This is a genomic window from Streptomyces dioscori (assembly GCF_003024195.1).
Taxonomy (GTDB): Bacteria; Actinomycetota; Actinomycetes; order Streptomycetales; family Streptomycetaceae; genus Streptomyces; species Streptomyces dioscori.
In genome coordinates this window covers 167,501-191,269 of sequence record NZ_KZ679050.1, presented here as the reverse complement: position 1 = coordinate 191,269, position 23,769 = coordinate 167,501, and the positions used below count along the sequence as shown (strand labels likewise).

General features: G+C 71.8%; 19 protein-coding genes and 1 pseudogene. 12 read left to right on the top strand and 8 right to left on the bottom strand.

All coding sequences use genetic code 11. From position 1 onward, the window contains the following. Nucleotides 1–180: 180 nt before the first annotated feature. A pseudogene (locus C6Y14_RS30025) lies at nt 181–1,813 on the bottom strand (ABC-F family ATP-binding cassette domain-containing protein). Nucleotides 1,814–2,147: 334 nt separating this feature from the next. Here C6Y14_RS30025 and C6Y14_RS30020 point away from each other — a divergent pair. Then, the gene (locus C6Y14_RS30020) at nt 2,148–2,816 is read left to right on the top strand and encodes a GOLPH3/VPS74 family protein (RefSeq protein WP_107019991.1); all 669 of its coding nucleotides are present in this window, start codon (nt 2,148–2,150) and stop codon (nt 2,814–2,816) included. Between the two features lie 93 nt (nt 2,817–2,909). On the opposite strand, the gene C6Y14_RS30015 is transcribed toward C6Y14_RS30020, so the two are convergent. Beyond that, nucleotides 2,910–3,326, bottom strand: coding sequence for a spore wall synthesis regulator SsgD (locus C6Y14_RS30015; protein WP_107019990.1), 417 nt, complete (start codon nt 3,324–3,326; stop codon nt 2,910–2,912). 222 nt (nt 3,327–3,548) lie between these two features. On the opposite strand from C6Y14_RS30015, the gene C6Y14_RS30010 reads away from it, so the two are divergent. From C6Y14_RS30010 to mmpA, 3 genes are all read left to right on the top strand, one after another. After that, nucleotides 3,549–4,709 (top strand): WD40/YVTN/BNR-like repeat-containing protein, encoded by a 1,161-nt coding sequence (locus C6Y14_RS30010; RefSeq protein ID WP_107019989.1) that lies wholly within the window; start codon nt 3,549–3,551, stop codon nt 4,707–4,709. A gap of 40 nt (nt 4,710–4,749) precedes the next feature. Then, nucleotides 4,750–5,445 carry an endonuclease V gene (locus C6Y14_RS30005; protein WP_107019988.1) on the top strand — a complete coding sequence of 232 codons (696 nt, stop codon included), beginning with the start codon at nt 4,750–4,752 and terminating at the stop codon, nt 5,443–5,445. A 100-nt stretch (nt 5,446–5,545) separates the two neighbouring features. Next, nucleotides 5,546–5,692 (top strand): morphogenic membrane protein MmpA, encoded by a 147-nt coding sequence (mmpA, locus tag C6Y14_RS44655; protein ID WP_199854919.1) that lies wholly within the window; start codon nt 5,546–5,548, stop codon nt 5,690–5,692. 127 nt (nt 5,693–5,819) lie between these two features. Here the strand turns inward: mmpA and C6Y14_RS29995 are convergent, their stop codons facing one another. Continuing rightward, entirely contained in the window at nt 5,820–7,010 is a 1,191-nt protein-coding gene (locus C6Y14_RS29995) for a saccharopine dehydrogenase family protein (RefSeq protein ID WP_107019986.1), read from the bottom strand. Between the two features lie 206 nt (nt 7,011–7,216). On the opposite strand from C6Y14_RS29995, the gene C6Y14_RS29990 reads away from it, so the two are divergent. From C6Y14_RS29990 to C6Y14_RS29965, 6 genes are all read left to right on the top strand, one after another. Next, entirely contained in the window at nt 7,217–8,452 is a 1,236-nt protein-coding gene (locus C6Y14_RS29990) for a CaiB/BaiF CoA transferase family protein (protein ID WP_107019985.1), read from the top strand. Continuing rightward, nucleotides 8,449–9,591 carry an acyl-CoA dehydrogenase family protein gene (locus C6Y14_RS29985; RefSeq protein WP_107019984.1) on the top strand — a complete coding sequence of 381 codons (1,143 nt, stop codon included), beginning with the start codon at nt 8,449–8,451 and terminating at the stop codon, nt 9,589–9,591. The genes C6Y14_RS29990 and C6Y14_RS29985 overlap by 4 nt, the downstream gene beginning before the upstream one ends. 40 nt (nt 9,592–9,631) lie before the next feature. Further along, nucleotides 9,632–10,846, top strand: a complete 1,215-nt coding sequence (locus C6Y14_RS29980) for an acetyl-CoA C-acetyltransferase (protein WP_107019983.1) — start codon at nt 9,632–9,634, stop codon at nt 10,844–10,846. Between the two features lie 119 nt (nt 10,847–10,965). Continuing rightward, a complete protein-coding gene (locus tag C6Y14_RS29975) occupies nt 10,966–13,170 on the top strand; it encodes a 3-hydroxyacyl-CoA dehydrogenase NAD-binding domain-containing protein (RefSeq protein ID WP_107019982.1) in 2,205 nt (734 codons plus the stop codon). Nucleotides 13,171–13,584: 414 nt separating this feature from the next. Beyond that, nucleotides 13,585–15,210, top strand: coding sequence for a thiamine pyrophosphate-binding protein (locus C6Y14_RS29970; RefSeq protein WP_107019981.1), 1,626 nt, complete (start codon nt 13,585–13,587; stop codon nt 15,208–15,210). A gap of 99 nt (nt 15,211–15,309) precedes the next feature. Continuing rightward, nucleotides 15,310–16,044, top strand: coding sequence for an IclR family transcriptional regulator (locus C6Y14_RS29965; RefSeq protein ID WP_107019980.1), 735 nt, complete (start codon nt 15,310–15,312; stop codon nt 16,042–16,044). A gap of 26 nt (nt 16,045–16,070) precedes the next feature. Here C6Y14_RS29965 and C6Y14_RS29960 read toward each other — a convergent pair whose 3' ends face one another. Genes C6Y14_RS29960 through C6Y14_RS29950 form a run of 3 tightly spaced genes read right to left on the bottom strand, consistent with a single transcriptional unit; the run spans nt 16,071 to nt 19,742 of the window. Continuing rightward, nucleotides 16,071–17,573 (bottom strand): sugar ABC transporter ATP-binding protein, encoded by a 1,503-nt coding sequence (locus C6Y14_RS29960; RefSeq protein WP_107019979.1) that lies wholly within the window; start codon nt 17,571–17,573, stop codon nt 16,071–16,073. Nucleotide 17,574: 1 nt separating this feature from the next. Beyond that, nucleotides 17,575–18,645 (bottom strand): sugar ABC transporter substrate-binding protein, encoded by a 1,071-nt coding sequence (locus tag C6Y14_RS29955; RefSeq protein WP_107020112.1) that lies wholly within the window; start codon nt 18,643–18,645, stop codon nt 17,575–17,577. Between the two features lie 23 nt (nt 18,646–18,668). Continuing rightward, nucleotides 18,669–19,742, bottom strand: coding sequence for an ABC transporter permease (locus C6Y14_RS29950; protein ID WP_107019978.1), 1,074 nt, complete (start codon nt 19,740–19,742; stop codon nt 18,669–18,671). A gap of 167 nt (nt 19,743–19,909) precedes the next feature. Here C6Y14_RS29950 and C6Y14_RS29945 point away from each other — a divergent pair, with 167 nt between their 5' ends. Beyond that, complete coding sequence (locus tag C6Y14_RS29945) at nt 19,910–20,635, top strand: SDR family NAD(P)-dependent oxidoreductase (RefSeq protein ID WP_107019977.1); 726 nt, start codon at nt 19,910–19,912, stop codon at nt 20,633–20,635. Nucleotides 20,636–20,639: 4 nt separating this feature from the next. On the opposite strand, the gene C6Y14_RS29940 is transcribed toward C6Y14_RS29945, so the two are convergent. After that, nucleotides 20,640–21,344, bottom strand: coding sequence for a MerR family transcriptional regulator (locus tag C6Y14_RS29940; RefSeq protein ID WP_107019976.1), 705 nt, complete (start codon nt 21,342–21,344; stop codon nt 20,640–20,642). A 202-nt stretch (nt 21,345–21,546) separates the two neighbouring features. Between C6Y14_RS29940 and C6Y14_RS29935 the strand changes: the two genes are divergently transcribed. Beyond that, nucleotides 21,547–21,891, top strand: coding sequence for a hypothetical protein (locus tag C6Y14_RS29935; protein ID WP_107019975.1), 345 nt, complete (start codon nt 21,547–21,549; stop codon nt 21,889–21,891). A 230-nt stretch (nt 21,892–22,121) separates the two neighbouring features. Here C6Y14_RS29935 and C6Y14_RS29930 read toward each other — a convergent pair whose 3' ends face one another. Continuing rightward, the gene (locus tag C6Y14_RS29930) at nt 22,122–23,627 is read right to left on the bottom strand and encodes a M1 family metallopeptidase (RefSeq protein ID WP_199854905.1); all 1,506 of its coding nucleotides are present in this window, start codon (nt 23,625–23,627) and stop codon (nt 22,122–22,124) included. Nucleotides 23,628–23,769: the final 142 nt, after the last annotated feature.

Below are 23,769 nucleotides of genomic sequence, written 5' to 3'. Positions count from 1 at the left end.
CCCCCCCCCGGGAGGGAGGGCCACCGCACTGGTCGTGAGCACCGTGCGGCCCCGGTGGGGGCGGGCCGCGCAGTTCCCCGCGCCCCTAACGGGGCTGCGCCCTTCTCCGGGTGGGGGACGGCGCCGGTCGTTCCGGGCGTGCGGCGACGTGGGGGCGGGCCGCGCAGTTCCCCGCGCCCCTCAGGCGCGGGGCTGCGCCACCGCCTCAGGCGACGTCTCCGTCAGCGATCCGTCCAGCAACAGCCACCGCGTGATCCCGATCGACTCCAGGAACGGCACATCGTGGCTGGCCACGACCAGCGCACCCTCGTACGACTCCAGCGCGGTGGTGAGCTGCCGCACGCTCGCCATGTCGAGGTTGTTCGTCGGCTCGTCGAGCATCAGCAGTTGCGGCGCGGGCTCGGCGAGCATCAGCGCGGGCCAGGGCCGCCCGGAACCGCTCGCCGCCGGAGAGGGTCGCCGCCCGCTGATCGGCCCGCGCGCCGCGGAACAGGAAGCGGGCCAGCCGCGCCCGGACCCGGTTGTTGGTGGCGCCCGGCGAGAACCGCGCCACGTTCTCGGCGACCGTCAACTCGTCGTCGAGGACGTCGAGCCGCTGTGGCAGGAACCGTAGCGGCACATGGGTCAGCGCCTCCCCGGAGACAGGCGCCAGCTCCCCGGCGATCGTCCGCAGCAGGGTCGTCTTGCCGGCCCCGTTGCGCCCGATCAGCGCGACCCGCTCGGGCCCGCGCAGATCGAAGGAGCCCGCACTCGCCCCGTACGCGAGCTCCAGGTCCAGGAGCGTGAGGACGTCACGCCCCGGCGGCACGGCCGTGTACGGCAGGTCGACGCGGATCTCGTCGTCGTCCCGCACGGCCTCCACGGCGTCGTCGAGCCGCTCCTTGGCCTCGGCGAGTTTCTCCTCGTGCATGATGCGGTGCTTGCCCGCGGACTCCTGGGCCGCGCGCTTACGTGCCCCCATCACGATCTTCGGCTCACGCTTCTGTTCGAACATCTTCTGCCCGTACCGCTTGCGACGGGCCAGTTTGACCTGTGCGTCGGCCAGTTCGCGCTTCTGTTTCTTCAGATCGGACTCGGCGACGCGCACCATCCGCTCCGCCGCCTCCTGTTCGGTGGCGAGCGCCTCCTCGTACGCCGAGTAGTTGCCGCCGTACCAGGCGACCTCGCCGGAGCGCAGATCGGCGATCTGGTCGACCAGGTCGAGGAGTTCGCGGTCGTGGCTGACCACGACCATGACCCCGGAGTAGGCCTCGACGGCCGCGTACAGCCGCCGGCGCGCGTACAGGTCGAGGTTGTTGGTGGGCTCGTCGAGGAGGAGCACGTCGGGCCGGCGCAGCAGCAGCGCGGCCAGCCGCAGCAGGACCGACTCGCCGCCCGAGACCTCGCCGATGGTGCGGTCGAGCCCGATGTGGCCGAGGCCGAGTTCGCCGAGCGTCGCCACGGCGCGCTCCTCGACGTCCCAGTCGTCGCCCACGACCTCGAAGTGTTCCTCGGACACGTCGCCCGACTCGATGGCGTGCAGCGCGGCGCGCTTGGCCGCGATGTCCAGCACCTCGTCGACCCGCAGAGCGGTGTCGAGGGTGACGTTCTGGGGAAGGCGGCCGACCTCGCCCGCGACACGGACGGTGCCCTCGGCAGGAACGAGTTCTCCCGAGATCAGTTTCAGGAGCGTGGACTTACCCGATCCGTTGACCCCGACGAGCCCGGTCCTGCCGGGGCCGAAGGCCACCTGGAGGTCCTCGAAGACGGGAGTGCCGTCGGGCCAGGCGAAGGAGAGGGAGGTGCAGGTGATGGAAGTGGGGGTACTGGACATGCAGGCCTCGCAGTGCTGGATGCGGTCAGGGCGACACGTATCGAGACACCGGGAGGCGGCGACGGCCGGAAGGACGGAATCCTCCGGGGGGATCGCGGAACACGGGAAAAGCCCTGTTCCGCGGGACGGCTCGGAGCCGAGGTCGCACGCTGCGCACACACGGACACGTGTGTGACGCGGTGTCTCAAGACCTCAGACGAGCAACGTCCTTCTCCGTTCGGCGACAACAGGACCGCTTTACACCGTAGGAGGGGACCCAGCGGCTGTCAACGAATTAAAACGCCCCCGACCCCGCCCTCCGTTCCTCCGCCCCCGACCGTCCGAAGGAGACCCCGTGCCCATCGGTCCGCTCTCGCTGCCAGCCCGTCTCTGTCTGCTGGCCTGGGACACCTCGAAGCTCAAGGTCACCAGCGCTTCCCAGCTCCCGCACCTGGTGCGGGCCGGCGCTCTCACCGAGCTGGCGCAGCGAGGGCTGCTGGCCGATGCGGAAGGCGTGGCCACGCCCACGACTCCGGACGGCAGGACCGGGGACGCGGCCCTCGACGGGCTCCTGGAACTCGTCGAGGAGTCCCGGCCGCACAAGTGGAAGACCTGGGTCAGCCTGCGGGCGCGCATCACGCTGGACGCCGTGCAGGCGCAGCTCGCGGCGGACGGTTATCTGCGGGCCGAGAAGACCCGGGTGCTCGGCGTCTTCCCGTCCGTGGAGTACGAGATCGGCCGCGTCGCCGTCGTGGAGGGTCTGCGGGCGGAGGCCCGGCAGGTTCTGGTGGGACCGCTGCCCGTCCATGAGGTGTCCGAGCGGGACGCGGCGCTCGTCGCCCTCGCCGCCGCGGCCGAGCTGCGCACGCTGGTGTCGGGCAGGGAGCGGCGACAGTACGAGGAGCGCATCACGGCGCTGACGGAGCGCAGCGGAACGGCGACCCCGGTCCTGCGGCACGCGGTCCAGGAGGTGCGGTCGGCGGTGTCCGTGGCGATGGCGACACCTGGGGTGCCGGGGAACTGAGGGCGTAGGGGGGCAGGAATCGCTCGGCGGGGAACGCTCGGTGACGAGCGCTCGGTGAAAAACACTGGATGAAGAACGCTCGGTGAAGAGCGCTCAGAACGAGTCGCGCAGCAGTTCGGCGAGGTCGTGGTCCAGGTCCTGGTGCAGGTGCTCAAGACCGACCGGAACCAGCTCCGTCGAACTCGCCAGGAAGTGCCGCAGCTCGCCGGCGCGCACGTGGATCACGGCGGTGCCCTCCGGAGCGTGGAACTCCAGGACGATGCGGTCGTATCCGTACGGCCGCACGCGTACGTCGCCGTGGCCGACCTCCTCCTCCAGACCCGAGGCGAGCAGCTCGCGGGCGAAGGTCCAGCACACCTCCACGCCTTCGAGCGTGGACGGGGCCGGGAAGGACATGCGGACCGCGAAGGGATCGTGGGGGTCGTAGCTGAGCGTCGCGGGAATGCTCGGCATCCGCGGCGCGGCGGCGACGAGGCGGGCCTCTACGGGCTGCTCGATAACGGTGGACAACGCCTTGCTCCCTTGTGACGTGCGGACGAACTGCGGACGGATGAGCCGGGCACTTGTAAGGACGTCGGAACCGGCCAATCCGTGCCTGCGAAAACGCATGAAGTCCTAGTGACCTCCGTCACCGCCTTCAATCACGGGAGTGATCGTTGATTTCCTGAGTGACCGCTGATGCCTCCCGGGGCATCTGGACGTGATCGGGGGAGTGGGCTAGCTTCGCCCGCCATGAGGGGCTTGGGCAAGACGCGACGCACGAGTAACAAGGGATTCACAGGGCGCCTGTTGGCCGTGGGGGTGTGCGGAGCGGCGTTCGCGACCGCGCTCACGGGGTCGGCGCAGGCGGACGGAACCGCCGATCAGGGGTCGAGTGGCGCAAAACCGACGCCCCGGGAGTCGTACCGGGAGACGCATCGACCGCCGCACTGGGAGCTGAAGGACAGCGGCACGGACGCGCGGTTCCGCGGCCTGGCCGCCGTCAGCCGGAACACCGCCTGGCTGGCGGGTTCCAAGGGCACCGTGCTGCGGACCACCGACGGCGGTACGAGCTGGCGGGACGTATCGCCGCCCGGCGCCGCCGAGTTGGAGTTCCGTGACGTCGAGGCCTTCGACAGCAGGCGGGCCGTGGTCCTGGCCATCGGGGAGGGCGAGGCGTCCCGGATCCTGCGTACCGAGGACGGTGGCGCGACCTGGACCGAGTCCTTCCGCAACACCGACGCCAAGGCCTTCTACGACTGCGTGACCTTCTTCGACGCGCGCCACGGCCTGGCGATGAGCGACCCCGTGGACGGCAAGTTCCGCATCCTGTCGACCGGTGACGGCGGCCGCTCCTGGAAGGTGCTGCCCTCCGACGGCATGCCGGCCGCCCAGGAGGGCGAGGCGGGCTTCGCCGCCAGTGGGCAGTGCCTGGTCGGTTCGGGACCGCGGGACGTCTGGCTCGCCACGGGCGGGGCGGCACGCGCGCGCGTACTGCACTCCTCCGACCGCGGCCGGACCTGGACGGCCACCGACACCCCCGTCCCGGCGGGCGACCCGGCCCGCGGAGTCTTCGCCCTCGCCTTCCGCGACCGGACGCACGGCATCGCGGTCGGCGGCGACTACCGCGCCGACCAGGCCTCACCGAAGGCCGCGGCGGTCAGCGGGAACGGGGGCCGCACCTGGACGACGGCCGGCACACCGCCGCCGGCCTACCGCTCGGGCGTCACCTGGCTCCCGCACAGCCGCACCTCCGCCCTCGCGGTCGGCCCCACCGGCACCGACCTCACCACGAACGGCGGCCGCACCTGGCGCACGCTGGACACCGGCTCGTACGACACCGTGGACTGCACCCCGGACCGGGCCTGCTGGGCCTCCGGGGAGAAGGGCAGGGTGGCCCGCCTGCAACGCTGACGTTCCGGTGTCCGAGGCCTGCCCTAGGCTCGACGGCACCATGACGACGACCACCGTACGTATCCCCGCGGGCTGGCCCGCCACCGAAGAGCGGGCCCGGACCGTGCAGGACGAGTTGCGGGGGCAGGTGGTCCTCGACGAACCCGGCCCGCCGCCCGGCACCGGCCGGGTGACGGGCGTCGACGTGGCCTACGACGACGAGCGCGATGTCGTCGTGGCCGCGGCCGTCGTGCTCGACGCGGCCACCCTGGACGTGGTCGCGGAGTCCACGGCCGTCGGCCGGGTGCCCTTCCCGTACGTCCCCGGACTGCTCGCCTTCCGGGAGGTCCCGGCGGTCATGGCCGCCCTCGAAGCGCTGCCGTGCGCGCCGGGCCTCGTGGTCTGCGACGGTTACGGGCTCGCCCATCCACGCCGTTTCGGCCTGGCGAGCCACCTCGGCGTCCTCACCGGCCTCCCGACGGTCGGGGTCGCCAAGAACCCGTTCACGTTCACGCACGAGGAGCCGGGCGCCCCGCGCGGTTCGTCGTCCCCTCTCCTCGCGGGCGAGGAGGAGGTCGGCCGGGCGCTGCGCACCCAGGCGGGCATCAAGCCGGTGTTCGTCTCGGTCGGCCACCGGGTCACGCTGGAGAACGCCTGCGCCCACACCCTCCACCTGGCGCCGCGCTTCCGCCTCCCGGAGACGACCCGCACCGCGGACGCCCTGTGCCGCCGCGCCCTGAAGGCGACGACGACATGAGAACGCCCTCCGGGCAGGGTTCCTGAGTACGTGTCCTGAGTACGCCTTCTGAGTACGCGTACGGATGTCGCGGCCCGCCATGATCGACAGGCTTGGCCGCATGACGACACACCGCGCTCCCGAGCCCGCCGCAGGCCCCACCCAGCCCGCCGAGCGTGCCGTGATGGCAGGCCTGGCCCTGGCGGTCGTGGCAGGCGTGGCCTGGACAGCCGCAATGATCTACACGATCCTGGACTGGCCGTTCTGACCACGCCGCGGACTCCTGCGGCGGCCCGGGCCGCGTGCCTTCAGGGGCGCGGGGAACTGCGCCCCCAGCCCCACTCAACCCGCACCAGCCCCCGGGCAGCACCCCTACGCCTCTCGCCGGCGCAGCGTCACCGAGTGGCCGCGACCCGAAAAGTGATCCCCGCCCCCCGAAGCCGCTCGATCAACGAATCCCCCATGGCGACGGCAGTCGTCACCTGCCCCGACGTGCGGGGCAGCGCGTCGGACGCGAGACACAACGCGGACTCGCCCAGCATCTTCGCGGTGTCCCCGTAGCCGGGATCCCCGCCGGCCACCTCGGTGAAGACCCGCTTCCCACCGCCCTCGCCGACGAACCGCACCGAGAACCAGCTGGCAGCCCGCTTCTCCTCGTCCGGGCCCTCGCCCGGCTTGAACCGGCCCGACAGCCAGCGCCGCACGGGCGGCACCTGCGCCGCCATGAAGAGCGCCCCGGCCCCGGCCACCCCGCCCACGGCCGACGGCAGCGTCTCGACGGCCGCGTAGTGGCGGTAGCGGAAGTCGGGCCCGTACCGTTCCAGTGCCCGCGCGGACCGCTGCACGATCTGCGCGTCGATGGTGGGCAGCGGCAGTGCCCACGCGCCGAGTTCCTTCGCGTAGCGCGGGGCGCTCGGGGGCACGTACGCCCGGCGTCCGACCAGGCGCGGCTCGTGCCGTCTGCGGTCGCGCGCGGCGGCGAGCATATGCCGTCCGCGGGCGAACTGGTTGAGGGCGGACGCGAAGGTTCCGCCCGAGAACATCGCCTCGACCCGCACGAAGCCGTCCACGGTCAGCGGCACCCCTTCGGGCAGTTGCCGCACGGTGAACCAGGCGCCCAGATCGTGAGGGATGGAGTCGAATCCGGCGGCGTGCACCAGCCGGGCGCCGGTCTCACGCGCGCGTGCGTCGTGCCGTACGTACATGAGGTCCACGAACTCGGGCTCTCCGCAGAGATCCAGATAGTCGGTGCCGGCGTCCGCACAGGCGGCGACCAGGTCCTCGCCGTACTCCACGTAGGGGCCGACGGTCGTGGCCACCACGCGCGCGTGCTCGGCGAGTTCCCTCAGGGAGACCGGATCGGTGACGTCGGCCCGCAGTACGGGCAGCTCCGCGCACGCCGGGTCGATCGCCGCGAGGCGGTCCCGCAGCCGTTCCAGTTTCGCGGTGCCGCGGGCCGCGATCGCCCAGCGCAGCCCCTCGGGGGCATGTGCGGCGAGGTACTCCGCGGTCAGTCCTCCGACGAATCCCGTGGCTCCGAAGAGCACGATGTCGTACGCGCGCCCGGTCCTGTCCTGCCTGCTCATGGCACCTCTCAGCCGTTCAGCCCGCGCCGTTGTCGGTGGCCGAGGCTAGCGTGCGACTGGAGCGAACGGAGCAGGGCCCCGTCGCGGGAACCGGCCAGGGCTTCCAGAATTGACTGAGCGCTTGCTCGCCGGGGGCTTGTGCGAAGTGGAACGCGTTCTTAACATCACTGATGTTACATCAGTTGTGTCACAGTGCTGGGGGCTTGATGGCGGCGGCAGCAGGGGCGGAAACGGCGGAGAGCGCGGGAACGGGAACGGCGGGGCACGGACCGCTGGCCGGGGTGCGCGTGGTCGAGCTGGCGGGCATCGGGCCCGGCCCGTTCGCCGCCATGCTGCTGGCCGATCTGGGCGCGGACGTCGTCCGCGTGGACCGGCCGGGCGGCGGATCCCTGGCGATCGACCCCGCCCACGACGTCACCAACCGCAACAAGCGCTCGGTGATCGTCGACCTCAAGGCGGCCGACGGCGCCGAGCGGGTCCTCACCCTGGTCGAGCGCGCCGACATCCTCGTCGAGGGCTTCCGGCCGGGTGTCGCCGAGCGCCTCGGCATCGGCCCCGAGGCCTGCCACGCCCGCAATCCGGGACTCGTCTACGGACGGATGACCGGCTGGGGCCAGGACGGGCCGCTCGCCCCGCGCGCCGGGCACGACATCGCGTACATCGCGCTGACCGGCACCCTCGGCATGATCGGTGCTCCCGACGAGCCGCCGGCCGTCCCCGCCAACCTCCTCGGGGACTACGCGGGCGGCTCCCTGTACCTCGTCGTAGGCGTCCTGGCCGCCCTCCATCACGCGCGCGCCACCGGCGCGGGCCAGGTCGTGGACGCGGCGATCGTGGACGGCACGGCCCACCTGTCCTCGATGATCCACGGCATGCTGGCCGCCGGCGGCTGGCAGGACCGGCGCGGCGCCAACCTCCTCGACGGCGGCTGCCCGTACTACGGCACGTACGAGACGGCCGACGGTCGTCACATGGCGGTCGGCGCGCTGGAGGCGCAGTTCTACGAGGAGTTCACCGAACTGCTCGGCCTCGGGGACCACGCCTCCGCGCGCAAGGACCTGGCCCGCTGGGGCGAGCTGCGCGAGGCGGTCGCGGCCCGGTTCAGGACCCGTACGCGCGACGAGTGGGCGGCCGTGTTCGAAGGCTCCGACGCGTGTGTGGCGCCCGTGCTGTCCCTGCGCGAGGCACCGCACCACCCGCATCTCGCGGCCCGCGGCACCTTCACCGACCACGGCGGCATCACCCAGCCCGCCCCCGCACCCCGCTTCTCCGCCACCCCCACCGCCGTCCGCGGCGGGCCCGCCCTGCCGGGCACCGGCACCGCCGACGTGGCCCGCGACTGGGACGTACCGGGCCTCCTGGAAGGCATTCCCGAACCGACCGCACTGAAGGGCACCCCGCAGCCGACGGGCGCTCCCGAACCGAAGGGCACCCCCGAATGAAGCGGCAGATCTTCACGCCCGAGCACGAGGCGTTCCGCGAGACCGTCCGCACCTTCCTCGCCAAGGAGGTGCTGCCGCACTACGAGCAGTGGGAGAAGGACGGCATCGTCTCGCGCGAGGCCTGGCTCGCGGCCGGCCGGCAGGGACTGCTGGGTCTCGCCGTCCCCGAGGAGTACGGGGGCGGTGGCGACGCCGACTTCCGCCACAGCGCGGCGCTCGCCGAGGAGTTCACCCGCGCGGGAGCCGCCGGGCTGGCCCTCGGGCTGCACAACGACATCATCGGGCCCTATCTGACCGGCCTCGGTACGAAGGAGCAGAAGCGGCGCTGGCTGCCCGGGTTCTGCGACGGCTCCCTGATCACCGCCATCGCGATGACCGAGCCCGGCGCCGGCTCCGACCTCCAGGGCATCAGGACGCACGCCGAGGACCGGGGCGACCACTGGCTGCTCAACGGTTCCAAGACGTTCATCTCGAACGGCATCCTGGCCGACCTCGTGATCGTCGTCGCGAAGACCACTCCGGAGGGAGGCGCCAAGGGCCTCTCCCTGCTCGTCGTCGAGCGCGGCACCGAGGGCTTCGAGCGGGGCCGCAACCTCGACAAGATCGGCCAGAAGGCCCAGGACACCGCGGAGCTGTTCTTCCACGACGTACGCGTCCCGAAGGAGAACCTGCTCGGCGAGCTGAACGGCGCCTTCGTGCACCTGATGACGAACCTCGCGCAGGAGCGCATGGGGATCGCCGTCGCCGGGATCGCCGCCGCCGAACACCTGCTGGAGATCACCACCGAGTACGTCAAGGAGCGCGAGGCCTTCGGACGGCCCCTGGCGCGGCTCCAGCACATCCGCTTCGAGATAGCCGAGATGGCCACCGAGTGCGCCGTCACCCGCACCTTCATCGACCGCTGCATAGTCGACCACACGGCGGGCGAACTCGACGCCGTGCACGCCTCGATGGCCAAGTGGTGGGCCACCGAACTGCAGAAACGCGTCGCCGACCGCTGCCTCCAACTGCACGGCGGCTACGGCTACATGACCGAGTACCGCGTCGCCAAGGCCTTCACCGACGGCCGCATCCAGACCATCTACGGCGGGACGACCGAGATCATGAAGGAGATCATCGGCCGTTCCCTGCTCGGCTGACCCGCCCGGCGCCCCCGGGCTCCTCCTGAAAGGCTCACGAGTGACCACCGAAGCGTACGTGTACGACGCGATCCGCACCCCGCGCGGCCGCGGCAAGGCGAACGGCGCCCTGCACGGCACCAAGCCCGTCGACCTGGTCGTCGGACTCATCCACGAGATCCAGGCCCGCTTCCCCGGCCTCGACCCGGCAGCCATCGACGACATCGTGCTCGGGGTCGTCGGACCGGTCGGCGACCAGGGGTCCGACATCGCCCGTATCGCGGCCATCGCCGCCGGACTGCCGGACACCGTGGCCGGTGTCCAGGAGAACCGCTTCTGTGCGTCCGGTCTTGAGGCCGTCAACCTGGCCGCGATGAAGGTCCGTTCGGGCTGGGAGGACCTCGTCCTCGCGGGCGGCGTCGAGTCGATGTCCCGGGTGCCGATGGCGTCCGACGGCGGCGCCTGGTTCGCCGACCCCATGACCAACCTCGCCACCGACTTCGTACCCCAGGGCATCGGCGCCGACCTCATCGCCACCATCGAGGGCTTCTCCCGCCGCGATGTCGACGAGTACGCGGCACTGTCCCAGGAGCGGGCCGCAGAGGCCGCGAAGGACGGCCGTTTCGGTCGCTCGGTCGTCCCCGTCAAGGACCGCAACGGACTCGTCGTCCTCGACCACGACGAGCACCCGCGCCCCGGCACCACCGCCGACTCCCTGGGCAAGCTGAAGCCCTCGTTCGCGGACATCGGCGACCTGGGCGGCTTCGACGCCGTGGCGCTGCAGAAGTACCACTGGGTGGAGAAGATCGACCACGTCCACCACGCCGGCAACTCCTCCGGGATCGTGGACGGCGCCTCGCTCGTCGCCGTCGGCTCCAAGGAGGTCGGCGAGCGGTACGGGATCACCCCGCGCGCGCGGATCGTCTCCGCGGCCGTCTCCGGTTCCGAGCCGACCATCATGCTGACCGGGCCCGCGCCCGCCACCCGCAAGGCACTCGCCAAGGCCGGGCTGACCATCGACGACATCGACCTCGTCGAGATCAACGAGGCCTTCGCTGCGGTCGTCCTGCGGTTCGCCCGCGACATGGGCCTGTCCCTGGACAAGGTCAACGTCAACGGCGGCGCGATCGCGCTGGGCCACCCCCTCGGCGCGACCGGCGCGATGATCCTCGGCACGCTCGTCGACGAACTGGAGCGCCAGGACAAGCGGTTCGGCCTCGCCACGCTCTGCGTGGGCGGCGGCATGGGCATCGCGACGATCGTCGAGCGCCTGTAGGCACGCGAGCCCGTCCTTCCCTCGCCGGACGCGGGCCGGTTCGGCGCACCGCCGGACCACCCCTTCGGGCTTCTCGCCGTCGCGGCGGACAAGACTTTGACATCTACGGAGACCTCCAGATGACCGAGAGCACCACCATCCGCTGGGAACAGGACGACACCGGTGTCGTCACCCTGGTCCTCGACGATCCCAGCCAGTCCGCGAACACCATGAACCAGGCGTTCCGCGCGTCGCTCACCGCGATCGCCGACCGCCTGGAAGCCGAGGTGCGGGCCGACCCCGCGGCCGTCCGCGGCATCGTCTTCACCTCCGCCAAGAAGACCTTCTTCGCGGGCGGCGACCTGCGCGACCTCATCCAGGTCACGCCCGAGACCGCCCAGCAGCTCCTCGACGGCGGCCTCGCCATCAAGCGCGACCTGCGCCGCATCGAAACCCTCGGCAAGCCCGTCGTCGCCGCCATGAACGGCGCGGCCCTGGGCGGCGGCTTCGAGATCGCGCTGGCCTGCCACCACCGCGTCGCCCTCGACGCGCCCGGCTCCAAGATCGGCTGCCCCGAGGTCACCCTCGGCCTGCTGCCCGGAGGCGGCGGCGTCGTCAGGACCGTACGCCTCCTCGGTATCGCCGACGCCCTCCTCAAGGTGCTCCTCCAGGGCACCCAGTACAGCCCGCAGCGCGCCCTGGAGAACGGCCTCGTCCACGAAGTGGCGGCCACCCCGGAGGACATGCTGGCCAAGGCCCGCGCCTTCATCGACGCCAACCCCGAGTCGAGCCAGCCCTGGGACAAGCCCGGCTACCGCATCCCGGGCGGCACCCCCGCCAGCCCGAAGTTCGCCGCGAACCTGCCCGCCTTCCCCGCCAACCTGCGCAAGCAGACGGGCGGCGCGCCCTACCCGGCGCCGCGCAACATCCTCGCGGCGGCCGTCGAGGGCTCCCAGGTCGACTTCGAGACCGCGCAGGTCATCGAAGCGCGCTACTTCGTGGAACTGGCCGCGGGCCAGACCGCCAAGAACATGATCCAGGCCTTCTTCTTCGACCTCCAGGCCGTCAACTCCGGCGCCAACCGCCCCCAGGGCGTCGAGCCCCGCCAGGTCCGTAAGGTCGCCGTCCTCGGCGCCGGGATGATGGGCGCCGGCATCGCGTACTCGTGCGCCCGCGCCGGCATCGACGTCGTCCTCAAGGACGTCTCCGCCGAGGCCGCCGCCAAGGGCAAGAACTACTCCGAGAAGCTCTGCGCCAAGGCCGTCTCCCGCGGCCGTACGAGCCAGGAGAAGGCCGACGCGCTGCTCGCCCGCATCACGCCCACCGCGGACCCCCAGGACGTGGCGGGCTGCGACGCCGTCATCGAGGCCGTCTTCGAGGACCCGGCGCTCAAGCACAAGGTGTTCCAGGAGATCCAGCACATCGTCGAACCGGACGCACTGCTGTGCTCCAACACCTCGACCCTGCCGATCACCGCGCTCGCCGAAGGCGTCGAGCGGCAGGGCGACTTCGTCGGACTGCACTTCTTCTCACCCGTCGACAAGATGCCCCTCGTCGAGATCATCAAGGGCGGGCGGACCGGCGACGAGGCCCTGGCCCGCGCCTTCGACCTCGTACGGCAGATCAGGAAGACCCCGATCGTCGTCAACGACTCGCGCGGGTTCTTCACCTCCCGGGTCATCGGGCACTTCATCAACGAGGGCGTGGCGATGGTCGGCGAGGGCATCGAGCCCGCCTCCGTCGAACAGGCCGCCGCCCAGGCCGGCTACCCGGCCAAGGTGCTCTCCCTGATGGACGAGCTGACGCTCACCCTGCCCCGCAGGATCCGCACCGAGTCGAAGCGGGCCGTCGAGGAGGCGGGCGGCACGTGGGTCACGCACCCCGCCGACGTCGTCATCGACCGCATGGTCGACGAGTTCGGCCGCACCGGCCGCAGCGGCGGCGCGGGCTTCTACGAGTACGGGGCGGACGGCAAGCGCGCGGCGCTGTGGCCGGGGCTACGGGAGCACTTCACCCGGCCGGGCGCGGAGATCCCCTTCCAGGACATGCAGGAGCGCATGCTGTTCTCCGAGGCGCTGGACACCGTCCGCCTCCTGGAGGAGGGCGTCCTGACCTCGGTCGCCGACGCCAACATCGGGTCCATCTTCGGGATCGGCTTCCCCGGCTGGACGGGCGGTGTACTGCAGTACATCAACGGTTACGAGGGCCGGGACGGGTCCGGCACGGGGTTGAGCGCGTTCGTGGCCCGCGCGCGGGAGCTGGCCGAGCGCTACGGGGAGCGGTTCGCGCCGCCGGCGCTGCTGGTGTCGAAGGCGTCGAAGGGTGAGCGGTTCAGCGACCGCTGACGGGGCCCTTGGTGGGGCGCGTTGTCGTCTGCGGGCCGGTGGGGGCGGGCCGCGCAGTTCCCCGCGCCCCTGAAAAGCGGGGCTGCGCCCCCGCTTTTCGCCCTGAAGCGGCGCGGGGAACTGCGCGTCCGGCCACGACGGCGCGGCAGAAGCCGGGACACCTGCTTTCGCCCTGAAGCGGCGCGGGGAACTGCGCGACCGGCCACGACGGCGCGGCAGAAGCCAGGACCCGTGCTTCTGCCCTGAAGGGGCGCGGGGAACTGCGCGATCAGCCCCCACCGGCCCGCAGATGAACATGAGCGACCCGCGCCCCACCGGCAGGTGTACCGCTGAGTGGTACGCCGCCCTTGCCCCCGAAGGGACGGGTGCCCCACGCTGACCGGCGACCGGTCCCGTCCCCACGAGGAGCCAACGATGGGCTGCCGCCCCGCCCCCGCCCTGCTGAACATCCTGCGCGGCGAGGGCGTGGACCGCGTCTTCGGCAACCCCGGCACCACCGAACTGCCTTTCCTGGCAGCCCTCGTGGACACCGAACAGGCACCCGAGTACATCCTCGGTGTCCACGAGGGCGCGGTCGTCTCCATGGCGGACGGATACGCCCGCGCCACCGGCAGGACCGCCTTCGTCAGCCTGCACATCGCGGCCGGCCTCGCCAACGGACTCGTCGGCCTGCTGAACGCCCGCCGCTCACGCACCCCGCTCGTGGTGATGGCAGGCCAGCAGGACCGCCGCCACCTCCAGCAGGACCCCATGCTCAGCGCGGACCTCGTCGCGCTCGCCGCACCGGCCGTGAAAGCCGCGTACGACATCCAGCACGCCCGCGACCTGCCGCTCGCGCTGCGCCGCGCCTTCGCGCTCGCCGCCAGACCGCCCGCCGGGCCCGTGCTCGTCTCCGTGCCCATGGACCTGCTCGCGGAGGACACCGAGGTCGAGGTCCCCGCCCGTACGCCGGCACCCAGACCCGCGCCGGCCGGCGGACTCGACCGGGCCGCCGTCCTGCTCGGCGGCGGCGCGCGGCCCGTGATCGTCGCGGGCGACGGTGTGGGCCGCGAGGACGCGACGGCCGCCCTCGTGCGCACTGCCGAAGCCTGCGGGGCACCCGTGCACCACCAGCCGATGGCCGACTTCCTGAACTTCCCGACCACCCACCCCCTGTACGCGGGGATGCTGCCGCCGCGCCACGACGCGATCCGGGCCGCGCTGGACCCGTACGACACCCTGTTCATCGTGGGGGCGCACGCCTTCACTCCGCACCACTACACCCCGGGTCCCGCGCTGCCGCCCGGCATCACCGTCATCCAGCTCGACTCCGACCCGGACGAGATCGGCCGTAACTTCCCCGCCGACCACGGCCTCGTGGGCGCACTCGGGCCCTCCCTGGACCGGCTCGCCGAACTGCTGCCCGAGCGCGTTCCCGCACACACCGCGAAGAGCCGAATGCTGCGCGTCGGCGACCGGCACACGGCCGAACGCGGCCGTACGGAAGCCGCCGCGCGCGCCGCGTACTCCCCGGCGCCCCTGGCCCCCTGGGCCGCCGCCCACGCCGTGGCACGCGGACTGCCGCCCGGCACGGCCGTCGTCGAAGAGGCCATCACGGTGGGCCTGCTGCTCCGCAGACTCGTCCACCTCGACCGGCCCGGCAGCTATACGCACACCGTCGGCGGCGGTCTCGGCTGGGGGATCGGCGCCGCGGTGGGCCGGGCCCTGGCCGAACCGGGCCGGCCCGTGGTCGCCGTCCTCGGCGACGGCTGCACCCTCTTCGGCCTCCAGGGCCTGTGGAGCGCGGCACGGTACGCGGCCCCCGTGCTGTTCGTGGTGATGGGCAACGGCGCCTACCGGACCCTCCAGGACACCTACGAGGCGCGAGGCGGCACCGGGACCTGCCCCGGCACCGAGCTGGGGCGGCTCGACTTCACCCAGGCGGCCCGGTTCTTCGGGGTCGACGCCGTGCGGGCGGGCAGCGCGGACCAGCTGCGCGAACTCGTAGCGGGAGCAGGTGAACTGACACGGCCGATGCTCGTCGACGTGCCCCTGCGCTAGGGCGACCGGGCTAGTACGTCAGGGCGACCGGGCGAGTCGTCGGCGACTCACAGGGACCCGCACCTTGTCACCCGCCTGCCGGGGCCCGACCATCGGTCCATGACGGATGGTCAGGTGCCGAAGTCGGTGCTCGCGCGCGGTGCGGCGCTGCTGCGCGCCTGCGGTGAGTCGGAGGGCTCGCAGAGCCTGGCCGAGCTGTCGCTGTGCACGGGTCTGCCCAAACCGACCGTGCACAGGCTGCTGGCCGAACTGGTCACGCTGGGGCTCATGGAACGGGCCCCGGACGGCCGCTACCGCATCGGGCTCACGCTCTTCGTCCTCGGCCAGTCGGCGCCCTCCGCGCGCGAACTGCGGGACGTGGCGCTGCCGTTCCTCGGCGACCTGTACGAGGCGACGGGCGAGAACGTGCACCTCGCCGTCCCCGACGGACCCGACACACTCTTCCTGGAAAAACTCACCGGCCGCCGCGCCACGCCGATCGTCTCGCGCACCGGCGGCCGGCTGCCCGCCCACTGCACCGCCACGGGGAAGGTCTTCCTGGCCCACGACCCCCGGCCGCCCGGCCCCTTGCTGGCACGCCTCACCCCCCGTTCCCTGGTCCTGCCGGGCCAGCTCGCCCGCGACCTGGCACGCACCCGTGCCCGCGGCTTCGGCGTCAATCTGGAGGAGGCCGAGGTCGGCGTCTCGGCCGTGGCGGCCCCGGTCTACGCCCGGGACCGCCGCCCCGTCGCCGCCCTGTCCGTGACCGGCGGCACCCGCCGCCTCGACGTGGACCGCGTCGGCGCCCGGGTGTGCGCGGCGGCCCGCGCCCTGACACGGGAACTGTCCGCGTGACGGCCGGACCGGCCGGCCATGGGGGTTCAACTCCGATGAGCCTCACCTCCGTTGCTCCGCACGTCCGCCCCCGACTGCATCGCCGCCGCCAGCTCGTGCTCCGTGAGCCGCCCGCCGCTGACCTCCGCGGTGATCCGCCCCCGTACGAAGACCAGGACGCGGTCGCAGACCTCCGTCAGTTCGGCCAGGTCGGTCGACGCGACCAGGACGGCCGCACCGCCTGCCGCCAACTCGCCGACGATCGCGTGCATTTCGGCCCGCACCCCCACGTCGACCCCGCGTGTCGGGTCGTCGAGAACGACGATACGAGGGTCCGTGGCCAGCCATTTGGCGAAGACGACCTTCTGCTGGTTGCCGCCCGACAGCCGGGCCACCACATCGTGCGGGCCGCCCCGAAGACGTAATCGTGCGGTCAAGTCGGCTGTCCGGCGTACGAGTTCGGCGCGGGACGGCATGACACCGCCCCGGCCGAGCGCCAGCCAGCTCACCGACGTGGTGTTCTCCCACACCGTGCGGTCGGTCATCAGCCCGAACCGTTTCCGGTCGCTGGGCACGAACGCCACCCCCGCGCGGATCGCGTCGCGCAGGGAACGCGGGAGCCCCCGGTCACCGACGCCGACCCGGCCCGCCGAGACGGCCGTACGCCCGCACACCACCGCCAGCGCGTCGAGATGGCCCGCCCCTTGCAACCCGGCCACGCCCACCACCTCGCCCGCGCGCACGGTGAACGTCACGTCCGTCAGCCGGCCCGGGACGCACACCTCGGAGAGCACGACCGGCGGCGGCCCGTCGGCAGGGGCTCGCTCACGGCGCACCGGAAGCGGTGGCGCGGCGCCCAGCATCGCCTTCACCAGGTCCGGTACGCCGATCTCCTCGCCCCGTACTCCGGCCAGGGTGACCCGGCCGTCCCGCAGGACCGTCACGCGGTGGGCGAAGCGCATCACCTCCTCCAGGAAGTGGGTGACGTACAGGATCGCGATGCCCCGCTCGGTGAGGGTGCGTAGGACCTGTTCGAGGCGGTCCACGGCGGCGGCCGGCAGCGCGGAGGTGGGCTCGTCGAGGACCAGGACGCGCGGCCGGCGCAGTAGTGCCCGCGCGATCTCCGTCAACTGCTGATCGGCGAGCGGTAGTTCGCCGAGAAGGGTGCCCGGGTCGACGTCGAGTCCCAGGTCGGCGAGGACCGGCCGGGCGGCGCGGTCCATCGCTCCCCGGTCGAGCAGTCCGAAGCGGCGCGGCGGGCGGTGGGGAAAGAGGTTCTCGCGGACCGTGAGATCGGGAAAGAGGCTCAACTCCTGTGAGACGACGGCGATTCCGCCCTCCCGCGCGCGGTCGGCGAGCCGCACCGATCCCTCGTCCGGTGCCAGGGTCCCCGACAGGATCCGTACGAGGGTCGACTTGCCCGCGCCGTTCTCCCCGACCAGCGCGTGCACCTCGCCGCCGCGCAGCCGGATGTCCGCCCTGTCCAGGGCCTTCACCCCGCCGTACGACTTGACGAGTGACCGCGCGTCCAGCATGTCCTCGCGGCTCATCTCAGCGCGCGTCCTTCAGCGGCTTGAGCTGTGCGTCCTGGTCGCCGAGCAGTTTGTCGATCACAGGCTTGTACCAGTCGTACGCGGCCTCCGGGGACTTCTGCCGTGCGGTGACCTCGGCGATGTTGGAGGAGTCCACGACACCGCCGGGGGACAGGAACCAGCCGTCGGGCAGCTTCCCGTCGTTCTCGCGCACGGACTCGATCAGGATCGCCGTGGAGAGGTAGCCCTTGAGGAAGTGCTGCGGGTCGATGGTGACGAAGTTCGAGCCGTCCTCGACCGCGTCGAGGGTCTTGGGGTCGACGTCGAAGCCGGCCGTCAGCCACCTCCCGCCCTTCTCCTTCTTGATCTTCGCGAGGTTGTAGCTGTCGGCGTCCCCGACCCCGAGGAAGGCGAGCGCCTTGGGGTGCGCGGCGACCTGCGAGGCCCACGAACTGTGGTTCTGACCGGGATCGCTGTACGTCTGGAAGGGGCCGAGCACCTTCACGCCCGGCGCCTCCTTCTTGAACGTGTCGGCGATGCCCTCGGCCCGGTTGTCGAGCACCGGCGTACCCGGATTGGGCACCCCGACGACGATCTCGCCCTTCGGGTCGTCGCCGAGCCGCTTCAGCGCCTCCTGGGCCATCAGCTCGCCGAGCGCGTAGTTGTCGTTGCCCACGTAGAAGGTGACCTTGCTGCCGTCGGTGGGGGAGGTGTCCAGGGCGACGATCGGGATGCCCTGGTCGACGGCGCGGGCGGCGGGCCGGGTGAAGATCGGCGGGTCCAGGTTCTCCAGGACGATGCCGTCCTTCGCGACGGCGGTGAGGTTCTGGAAGAGCTGGACCTCGGCCGGACCGTCCGTGTTGGGCGGTCCGACGGCCTTGAAGTTCATGTCCCCCGCGTGGTCGGCGGCGCTCTCCGCGCCGAGCACCATCTCGTGCGCGAAGTTGAGGCTGATGTTGGCCACCGCGATGCCCATGTCGAGCTTCCCGCCGCCCCCGCCTCCGGAGTCGTCGTCGTTGCCGCATCCGGTGGCGCAGAGGAGCACCAGCGCGCCGAGGGCGCCGGACAGGGTACGGAATCGGGCGTGCATCAGGGCCTCCAGGTGCGGTGACGTCACTGTCTGCGGCTTGCTCGGCGGCGTCCTCTGCGGCGCAGGGCGCTGTCCGCCGCGACCGCGACGAGGATCACCGCGCCGGTCGCGAACGACGTCCAGTTGATGGGTACTTCGAAGAACACGAGGCCGGACGCGACGACGGCCAGGATCAGTGCGCCGGCCACCGCCCCGACGACCGAGCCGCGACCGCCCGCCAGCGGCGTGCCGCCGATGATGCACGCGGCGATGGCCTGCAGCTCGTACCCCTGCCCGAGTGTCGGGTCCCCGGCGCCGTAGTACGCGAGCGCCAGCACCGACGCGCAGGCCGTGGTGAGCCCGGACAGCGCGAGGGCCTGAACACGCGTACGCACGACGGGGATTCCGCTGAACGTGGCCGCCTCGGGATTGGACCCGATGGCCCGCACCCGGGACCCGAAACGGGTACGGGCCAGCACCACGGTCAGGACGGCCGTCACCGCGAGCAGCACCCACAGCGCGAACGGCACACCGCCCAGATCGCCGCCCGCGAGCGTGAAGAACGAGTCGTCCAGCGGCAGATCGGTGATCTGCTTGCCGTCGGCGAGCGCGAGCCCGATGCCCCGGAACAGCATCAGGGTGCCGAGCGTGACGATGAACGAGGGCAGTGCCAGCAGGGTGGTGACCAGCGCGTTGAAGACGCCCAGCGCGGTCCCGGTCAGCAGCATCACCGGGACGGCCAGCCACGGGTCCACGCCTTCCCGCACCAGCAGGGCGCCGACGACCAGGCACATCGCGTAACTGCCGCCGACGGACAGGTCGACCTCACGCATGGCCAGCGCGAAGACCATGCCGCACGCCATCAGCGAGATGTAGACGGAGTTGTGCGCGGTGGTGAGCAGGTTGTCGCTGTCGAGGAAGTCGGGGTACGGGATGCCGATGCCGGCGATCAGCAGGGCGAGGACGAGCAGGACACCGAGTTCGTCGGGGAGCCACCGGGTCGGGAGCCGCGCCGCCCACGTTCCGGCCGGCGGCAGCCCGAAGCGCCTCGTACCTCCGCCCTGTTCGCGGGCGCGGGCGCGCTCGGCGTCCTCCACGGCACGGTCGGTCTCGGTCATCGGGCACGGCTCCGGAACGCTGACGGCTGGGTCCGCAGCGTCGGCCCACCGGGCGCGAGCGGCAACACAGCCGTTCCGGCGAATGGAACAGGCCCGGCCGCCGGGGCCGTTCCGGAGACCGGAAACGCACCCTTGCCGCCCGCCTGACGGGTCATCACACTCACCGCATGGAGACGCGTACCGCCCTGGTGACCGGCGCGGCACAGGGCCTCGGGCAGGAGTTCGCCGTCGCACTCGCGGGACGCGGCTACCGGGTCGCGGGGCTGGACCTGGTCCCGCAGCGGGAGACGGCCGACCGCATTCTGGACTATGTGGAGCTGGTCGCCGACGTCACGGACGAGACGCAGATCGGCGCGGCCCTGGAGCAGGTGCTGGAACAGTTCGGCACGCTGCACGTCCTGGTCAACAACGCGGGTGTCTACCCCGCGTCGGACTTCGAGGACATCACGCCCGAGGAGTGGCGGCGGGTGATGCGCGTCAACCTGGAGGCGCCGTTCCTGATGACCCGCGCGGTACTGCCCCACCTGAAGGCGGCGGGGTGGGGGCGCATCGTCAACATCGCCTCGGCCGCCGTGCTCACCGCGCCGCCCACGATGGTGGCGTACACCGCCTCCAAGGCCGGGCTGATCGGCTTCACCCGTGCGCTCGCGTCGGCGCTGGGTCCGTACGACATCACCGTCAACGCGATCGCGCCGAGCATGGTCCGTACGGAGACCGCCGAGCGGACGGTCGGCGCGGACGGCGGGTTCGAGCACGTCCGCGCGCAACAGGCCGTGCCCAGGACCCAGGAGCCGCCCGACCTCGTCTCGACACTCCTGTACGTGGTCGACGAGGGCAGCGGCTTCCTGACCGGCCAGACCCTCAACGTGGCAGGCGGATCAGCCTATTTGTGACGCCTCAGGAATTCCTGAGCCATTCCCGGACCTCCTCGTTCAGCGACCGCTGAAAGGTCGTCAGCAGAGCCTGCACCACCAGCGGTTGCATGTGCGCCGACAGATCCCGCACGGCCTCGACGGACGCGTGCTCGGACACCTCGTCCCGGAACAGCACGGAGAGCTCGTGGGCGGCGGCGCGCGTGTGCTTCACCATGACATTGCGCGCGGCGAGGATCGACTCGTGCGCCATCGGTACGTCGAGCAGCTGGACTCCGAGCCGCAGCAGCCCGAGATCCACCCGGTAGGTGTCCGGGCCCGCCACCTCTCTGAGCACCCCCATCGCGGCGAGCCGGTCCAGCTCCTCCCGACCGAGCGACCGTCCCGCCCGCCGCTCCAGCTCCGCCCGGCTCATCTCCTCCGCCGCGTCGGGCGCCCAGGAGGCCACCACGGCCCGGTGGATGGCCAGGTCCTGGGCGCTGAGCCCGTCCGGCAACTGCTGCAGATAGCGCTCGATCCCGGCCAGCGTCATCCCCTGCTGCTGCAGCTCCTCGATGAGCGCGAGCCGCGCGAGATGCTCCTGGCTGTACTGCCCCACGCGGCGAGGCCCGATCACGGGCGGCGGCAACAGCCCCTTGGTGCTGTAGAAACGCACCGTCCGCACCGTCACACCCGCCCGCGCGGCCAGCTCGTCGACGGTGAGCGTCGGCTCCCCGGTATCCGTCGCCATGCCTGCTCCTTCACGTACAACGCCCACCACCGGACGCGGTGAAACAGTATTGCTGTCTCACCTGACTTGTGAAAGAGACCTACTCCGACACCACCGCCCGGCCGGGCAGCGGCGTCGACCCGGGTCGGGGTTCGCCAAACGGTGAGTTCCGGTCAATAGTGGCGCAGATGTACGTTGCTGCGTACGCATGATCGGGTAAGTCATGGCCATGGTCCCCGTGGCGTTGCCGCTGTTCGTCGTCGCCGTCCTGTTCTACCGCCGGGTGCTGCCCCGCATACGACAAGCGGGCGACGCGGGCGCCGAGATACGCGACGAGGCAGGTGACGAGTCCGTGGCCGACTCGCAGGCCGCTCCCGAGGAGGACGCCGAGGCGCTCGCGGCCGCCCGTGCCGAGGGTCACCGCGCGCGCGACGCCATCCTGGCCGAGGGCCGGTCCCGCAGGGCCGCCCACTGCGCTGCCGCCGAGACCCAGCTCCGCATAGCAGTCTCAGAACTGGCCTCGAACCTGGCAGCGGACGGCCCGTCCAAGGAAAGGAGAGCCCCGTAAGGGGCGCGGGGAACGGCGCGCTCAACCACGGTCATGCCCGCACGGCCCCACGGGCACAAGCACCCACCCTCCCGGGGCTTGTCCCGCAAGGAGAGCCGGGCCCCGTAAGGGGCGCGGGGAACTGCGCGGCCAGCCACACACAACCCGCACGGCCCCACCGGGCACAGCCCCCCGCCCCCTGGCCCTCTGGCCTCTCGGCCCCTTGGCGGAGCCACATCCAGCATGACCACTCAGTGATCGTGCACAGAATTGGTCGCGGCGATCTTCTTCCACGACTTCGGCCGCACGGGAGCCGAAGCCGAAGCCCCGCGTGCCTCCGGCGCGATGGAAGCGGCCCGCGCAGCGGGCACCCCCGGCTTGGACGCCTGGTACAGCCACGTGTCGAACAGCCCCGCGAGCGGCTGCCCCGACACCGACTCGGCGTACCGCACGAAGTCACCGACGGTCGCGTTGCCGTACGCGTACCGCTGCGGCCAGCCCTTCAGAACGGCGAAGAACGCCTCGTCCCCGACCTCGTTGCGCAGTGCCTGCAGGGCCAGCGCTCCGCGGTCGTACACGGCGAGATGGAACTGGTTCTCCGGCCCCGGGTCCCCGGGCCTGACGGTCCAGAACGGATCCTCCGCGGGCCGTGACGCGTACACGTAGTCCGCGATCTCCTGCGCCGTGCCCTCGCCCTCGTGCTCCGACCACAGCCACTGCGCGTACCGCGCGAAGCCCTCGTTGATCCAGATGTCCTTCCATCCGGCGACCGACACGGAGTCGCCGTACCACTGGTGGGCCAGCTCATGGACGACCACGGACACGTTCGTCCCGCTCGCGAACTGCCGCGGGCTGTAGAACGGCCGGGTCTGCGTCTCCAGCGCGTACCCGGTGTTCGTGTTGGGGACGTATCCGCCCAAAGCGTTGAACGGGAAGGGGCCGAAGTACTCGGCCAGCCAGTCCGCGACCTCCCCGGTCCGCTCGATGCTCGCCCGCGCGGCCCCGTAGTTGTCGCCGAGGTCCTTGCTGTACGCGTTGACGATCGGGATGCCGCTCTCGGACGTCCCGGTGGTGACGTCGAACTTCCCGACGGCCAGCGTCGCGAGGTACGTGGCCTGCGGCTTGTTGGACCGCCAGCTGTAGCGCGTCCAGCCCGCCCGCGAACTCGTCGACTGCAGCGTGCCGTTGGAGATGGCCTGGGACCCGTCCGGCACGGCGACCGACACGTCGTACGTGGCCTTGTCCAGCGGATGGTCGTTGCTGGGGAACCACCACCAGGCCGCCTCGGGCTCGTTCGCCCCGACCCCGCCGTCCGGCGTGCGGTGCCAGCTGGTGAACCCGTACGCCGTCTTCGTGGACGGCACCCCGCTGTAGCGCACCACGACCGTGACGGCCGTACCGGCGGGCAGCGGGCTCTTCGGCGTGACCTCCAGCTCGTGCTCGCCCGAGGTCGTGAACGACGCCTTGGCGCCGTTGACCCGCACCTCGCTCACATCGAGCAGAAAGTCCAGATTCAGGCGCGAGAGATCCTGGGTGGTCCTCGCCAGCAGGGTCGCCGTGCCCTCAAGACGGTCCGTCGCCGGCTGGTACGTGAGCCGGAGGTCGTAGTGCGAGACGTCGTATCCGCCGTTGCCGTACGCCGGGTAGTAGGGGTCACCGATGCCCGGCGCCCCGGGCGACCAGCTCGCGGCGGACGCCGGGATCGCCAGCAGCAGGGAGGCCACGAGCGCGCCCGGGGCGATGAGTCTGCGATGCACGTCAACTCCAAGTCGTGGGGGCAGGAAGTCTGTCCGGAGCCTATTCACACGCTGTGGGCCCACCCCTGTCCATGGCCGCTCCCGTCACACGATCGCCATTCGGCCGCCACATGTGCCGCCAACACACGAGATCCAGCCCGAC

Coding starts and splice junctions, on each gene's coding strand:
- C6Y14_RS29950 (WP_107019978.1), bottom strand. CDS start 19,742: ATGACCGAGACCGACCGTGCCGTGGAGGACGCCGAGCGCGCCCGCGCC.
- C6Y14_RS29975 (WP_107019982.1), top strand. CDS start 10,966: ATGACCGAGAGCACCACCATCCGCTGGGAACAGGACGACACCGGTGTC.
- C6Y14_RS29945 (WP_107019977.1), top strand. CDS start 19,910: ATGGAGACGCGTACCGCCCTGGTGACCGGCGCGGCACAGGGCCTCGGG.
- C6Y14_RS30010 (WP_107019989.1), top strand. CDS start 3,549: ATGAGGGGCTTGGGCAAGACGCGACGCACGAGTAACAAGGGATTCACA.
- C6Y14_RS29940 (WP_107019976.1), bottom strand. CDS start 21,344: ATGGCGACGGATACCGGGGAGCCGACGCTCACCGTCGACGAGCTGGCC.
- C6Y14_RS29965 (WP_107019980.1), top strand. CDS start 15,310: ATGACGGATGGTCAGGTGCCGAAGTCGGTGCTCGCGCGCGGTGCGGCG.
- C6Y14_RS29955 (WP_107020112.1), bottom strand. CDS start 18,645: ATGCACGCCCGATTCCGTACCCTGTCCGGCGCCCTCGGCGCGCTGGTG.
- mmpA (WP_199854919.1), top strand. CDS start 5,546: ATGACGACACACCGCGCTCCCGAGCCCGCCGCAGGCCCCACCCAGCCC.
- C6Y14_RS30005 (WP_107019988.1), top strand. CDS start 4,750: ATGACGACGACCACCGTACGTATCCCCGCGGGCTGGCCCGCCACCGAA.
- C6Y14_RS29985 (WP_107019984.1), top strand. CDS start 8,449: ATGAAGCGGCAGATCTTCACGCCCGAGCACGAGGCGTTCCGCGAGACC.
- C6Y14_RS29995 (WP_107019986.1), bottom strand. CDS start 7,010: ATGAGCAGGCAGGACAGGACCGGGCGCGCGTACGACATCGTGCTCTTC.
- C6Y14_RS29960 (WP_107019979.1), bottom strand. CDS start 17,573: ATGAGCCGCGAGGACATGCTGGACGCGCGGTCACTCGTCAAGTCGTAC.
- C6Y14_RS29970 (WP_107019981.1), top strand. CDS start 13,585: ATGGGCTGCCGCCCCGCCCCCGCCCTGCTGAACATCCTGCGCGGCGAG.
- C6Y14_RS29990 (WP_107019985.1), top strand. CDS start 7,217: ATGGCGGCGGCAGCAGGGGCGGAAACGGCGGAGAGCGCGGGAACGGGA.
- C6Y14_RS29935 (WP_107019975.1), top strand. CDS start 21,547: ATGGCCATGGTCCCCGTGGCGTTGCCGCTGTTCGTCGTCGCCGTCCTG.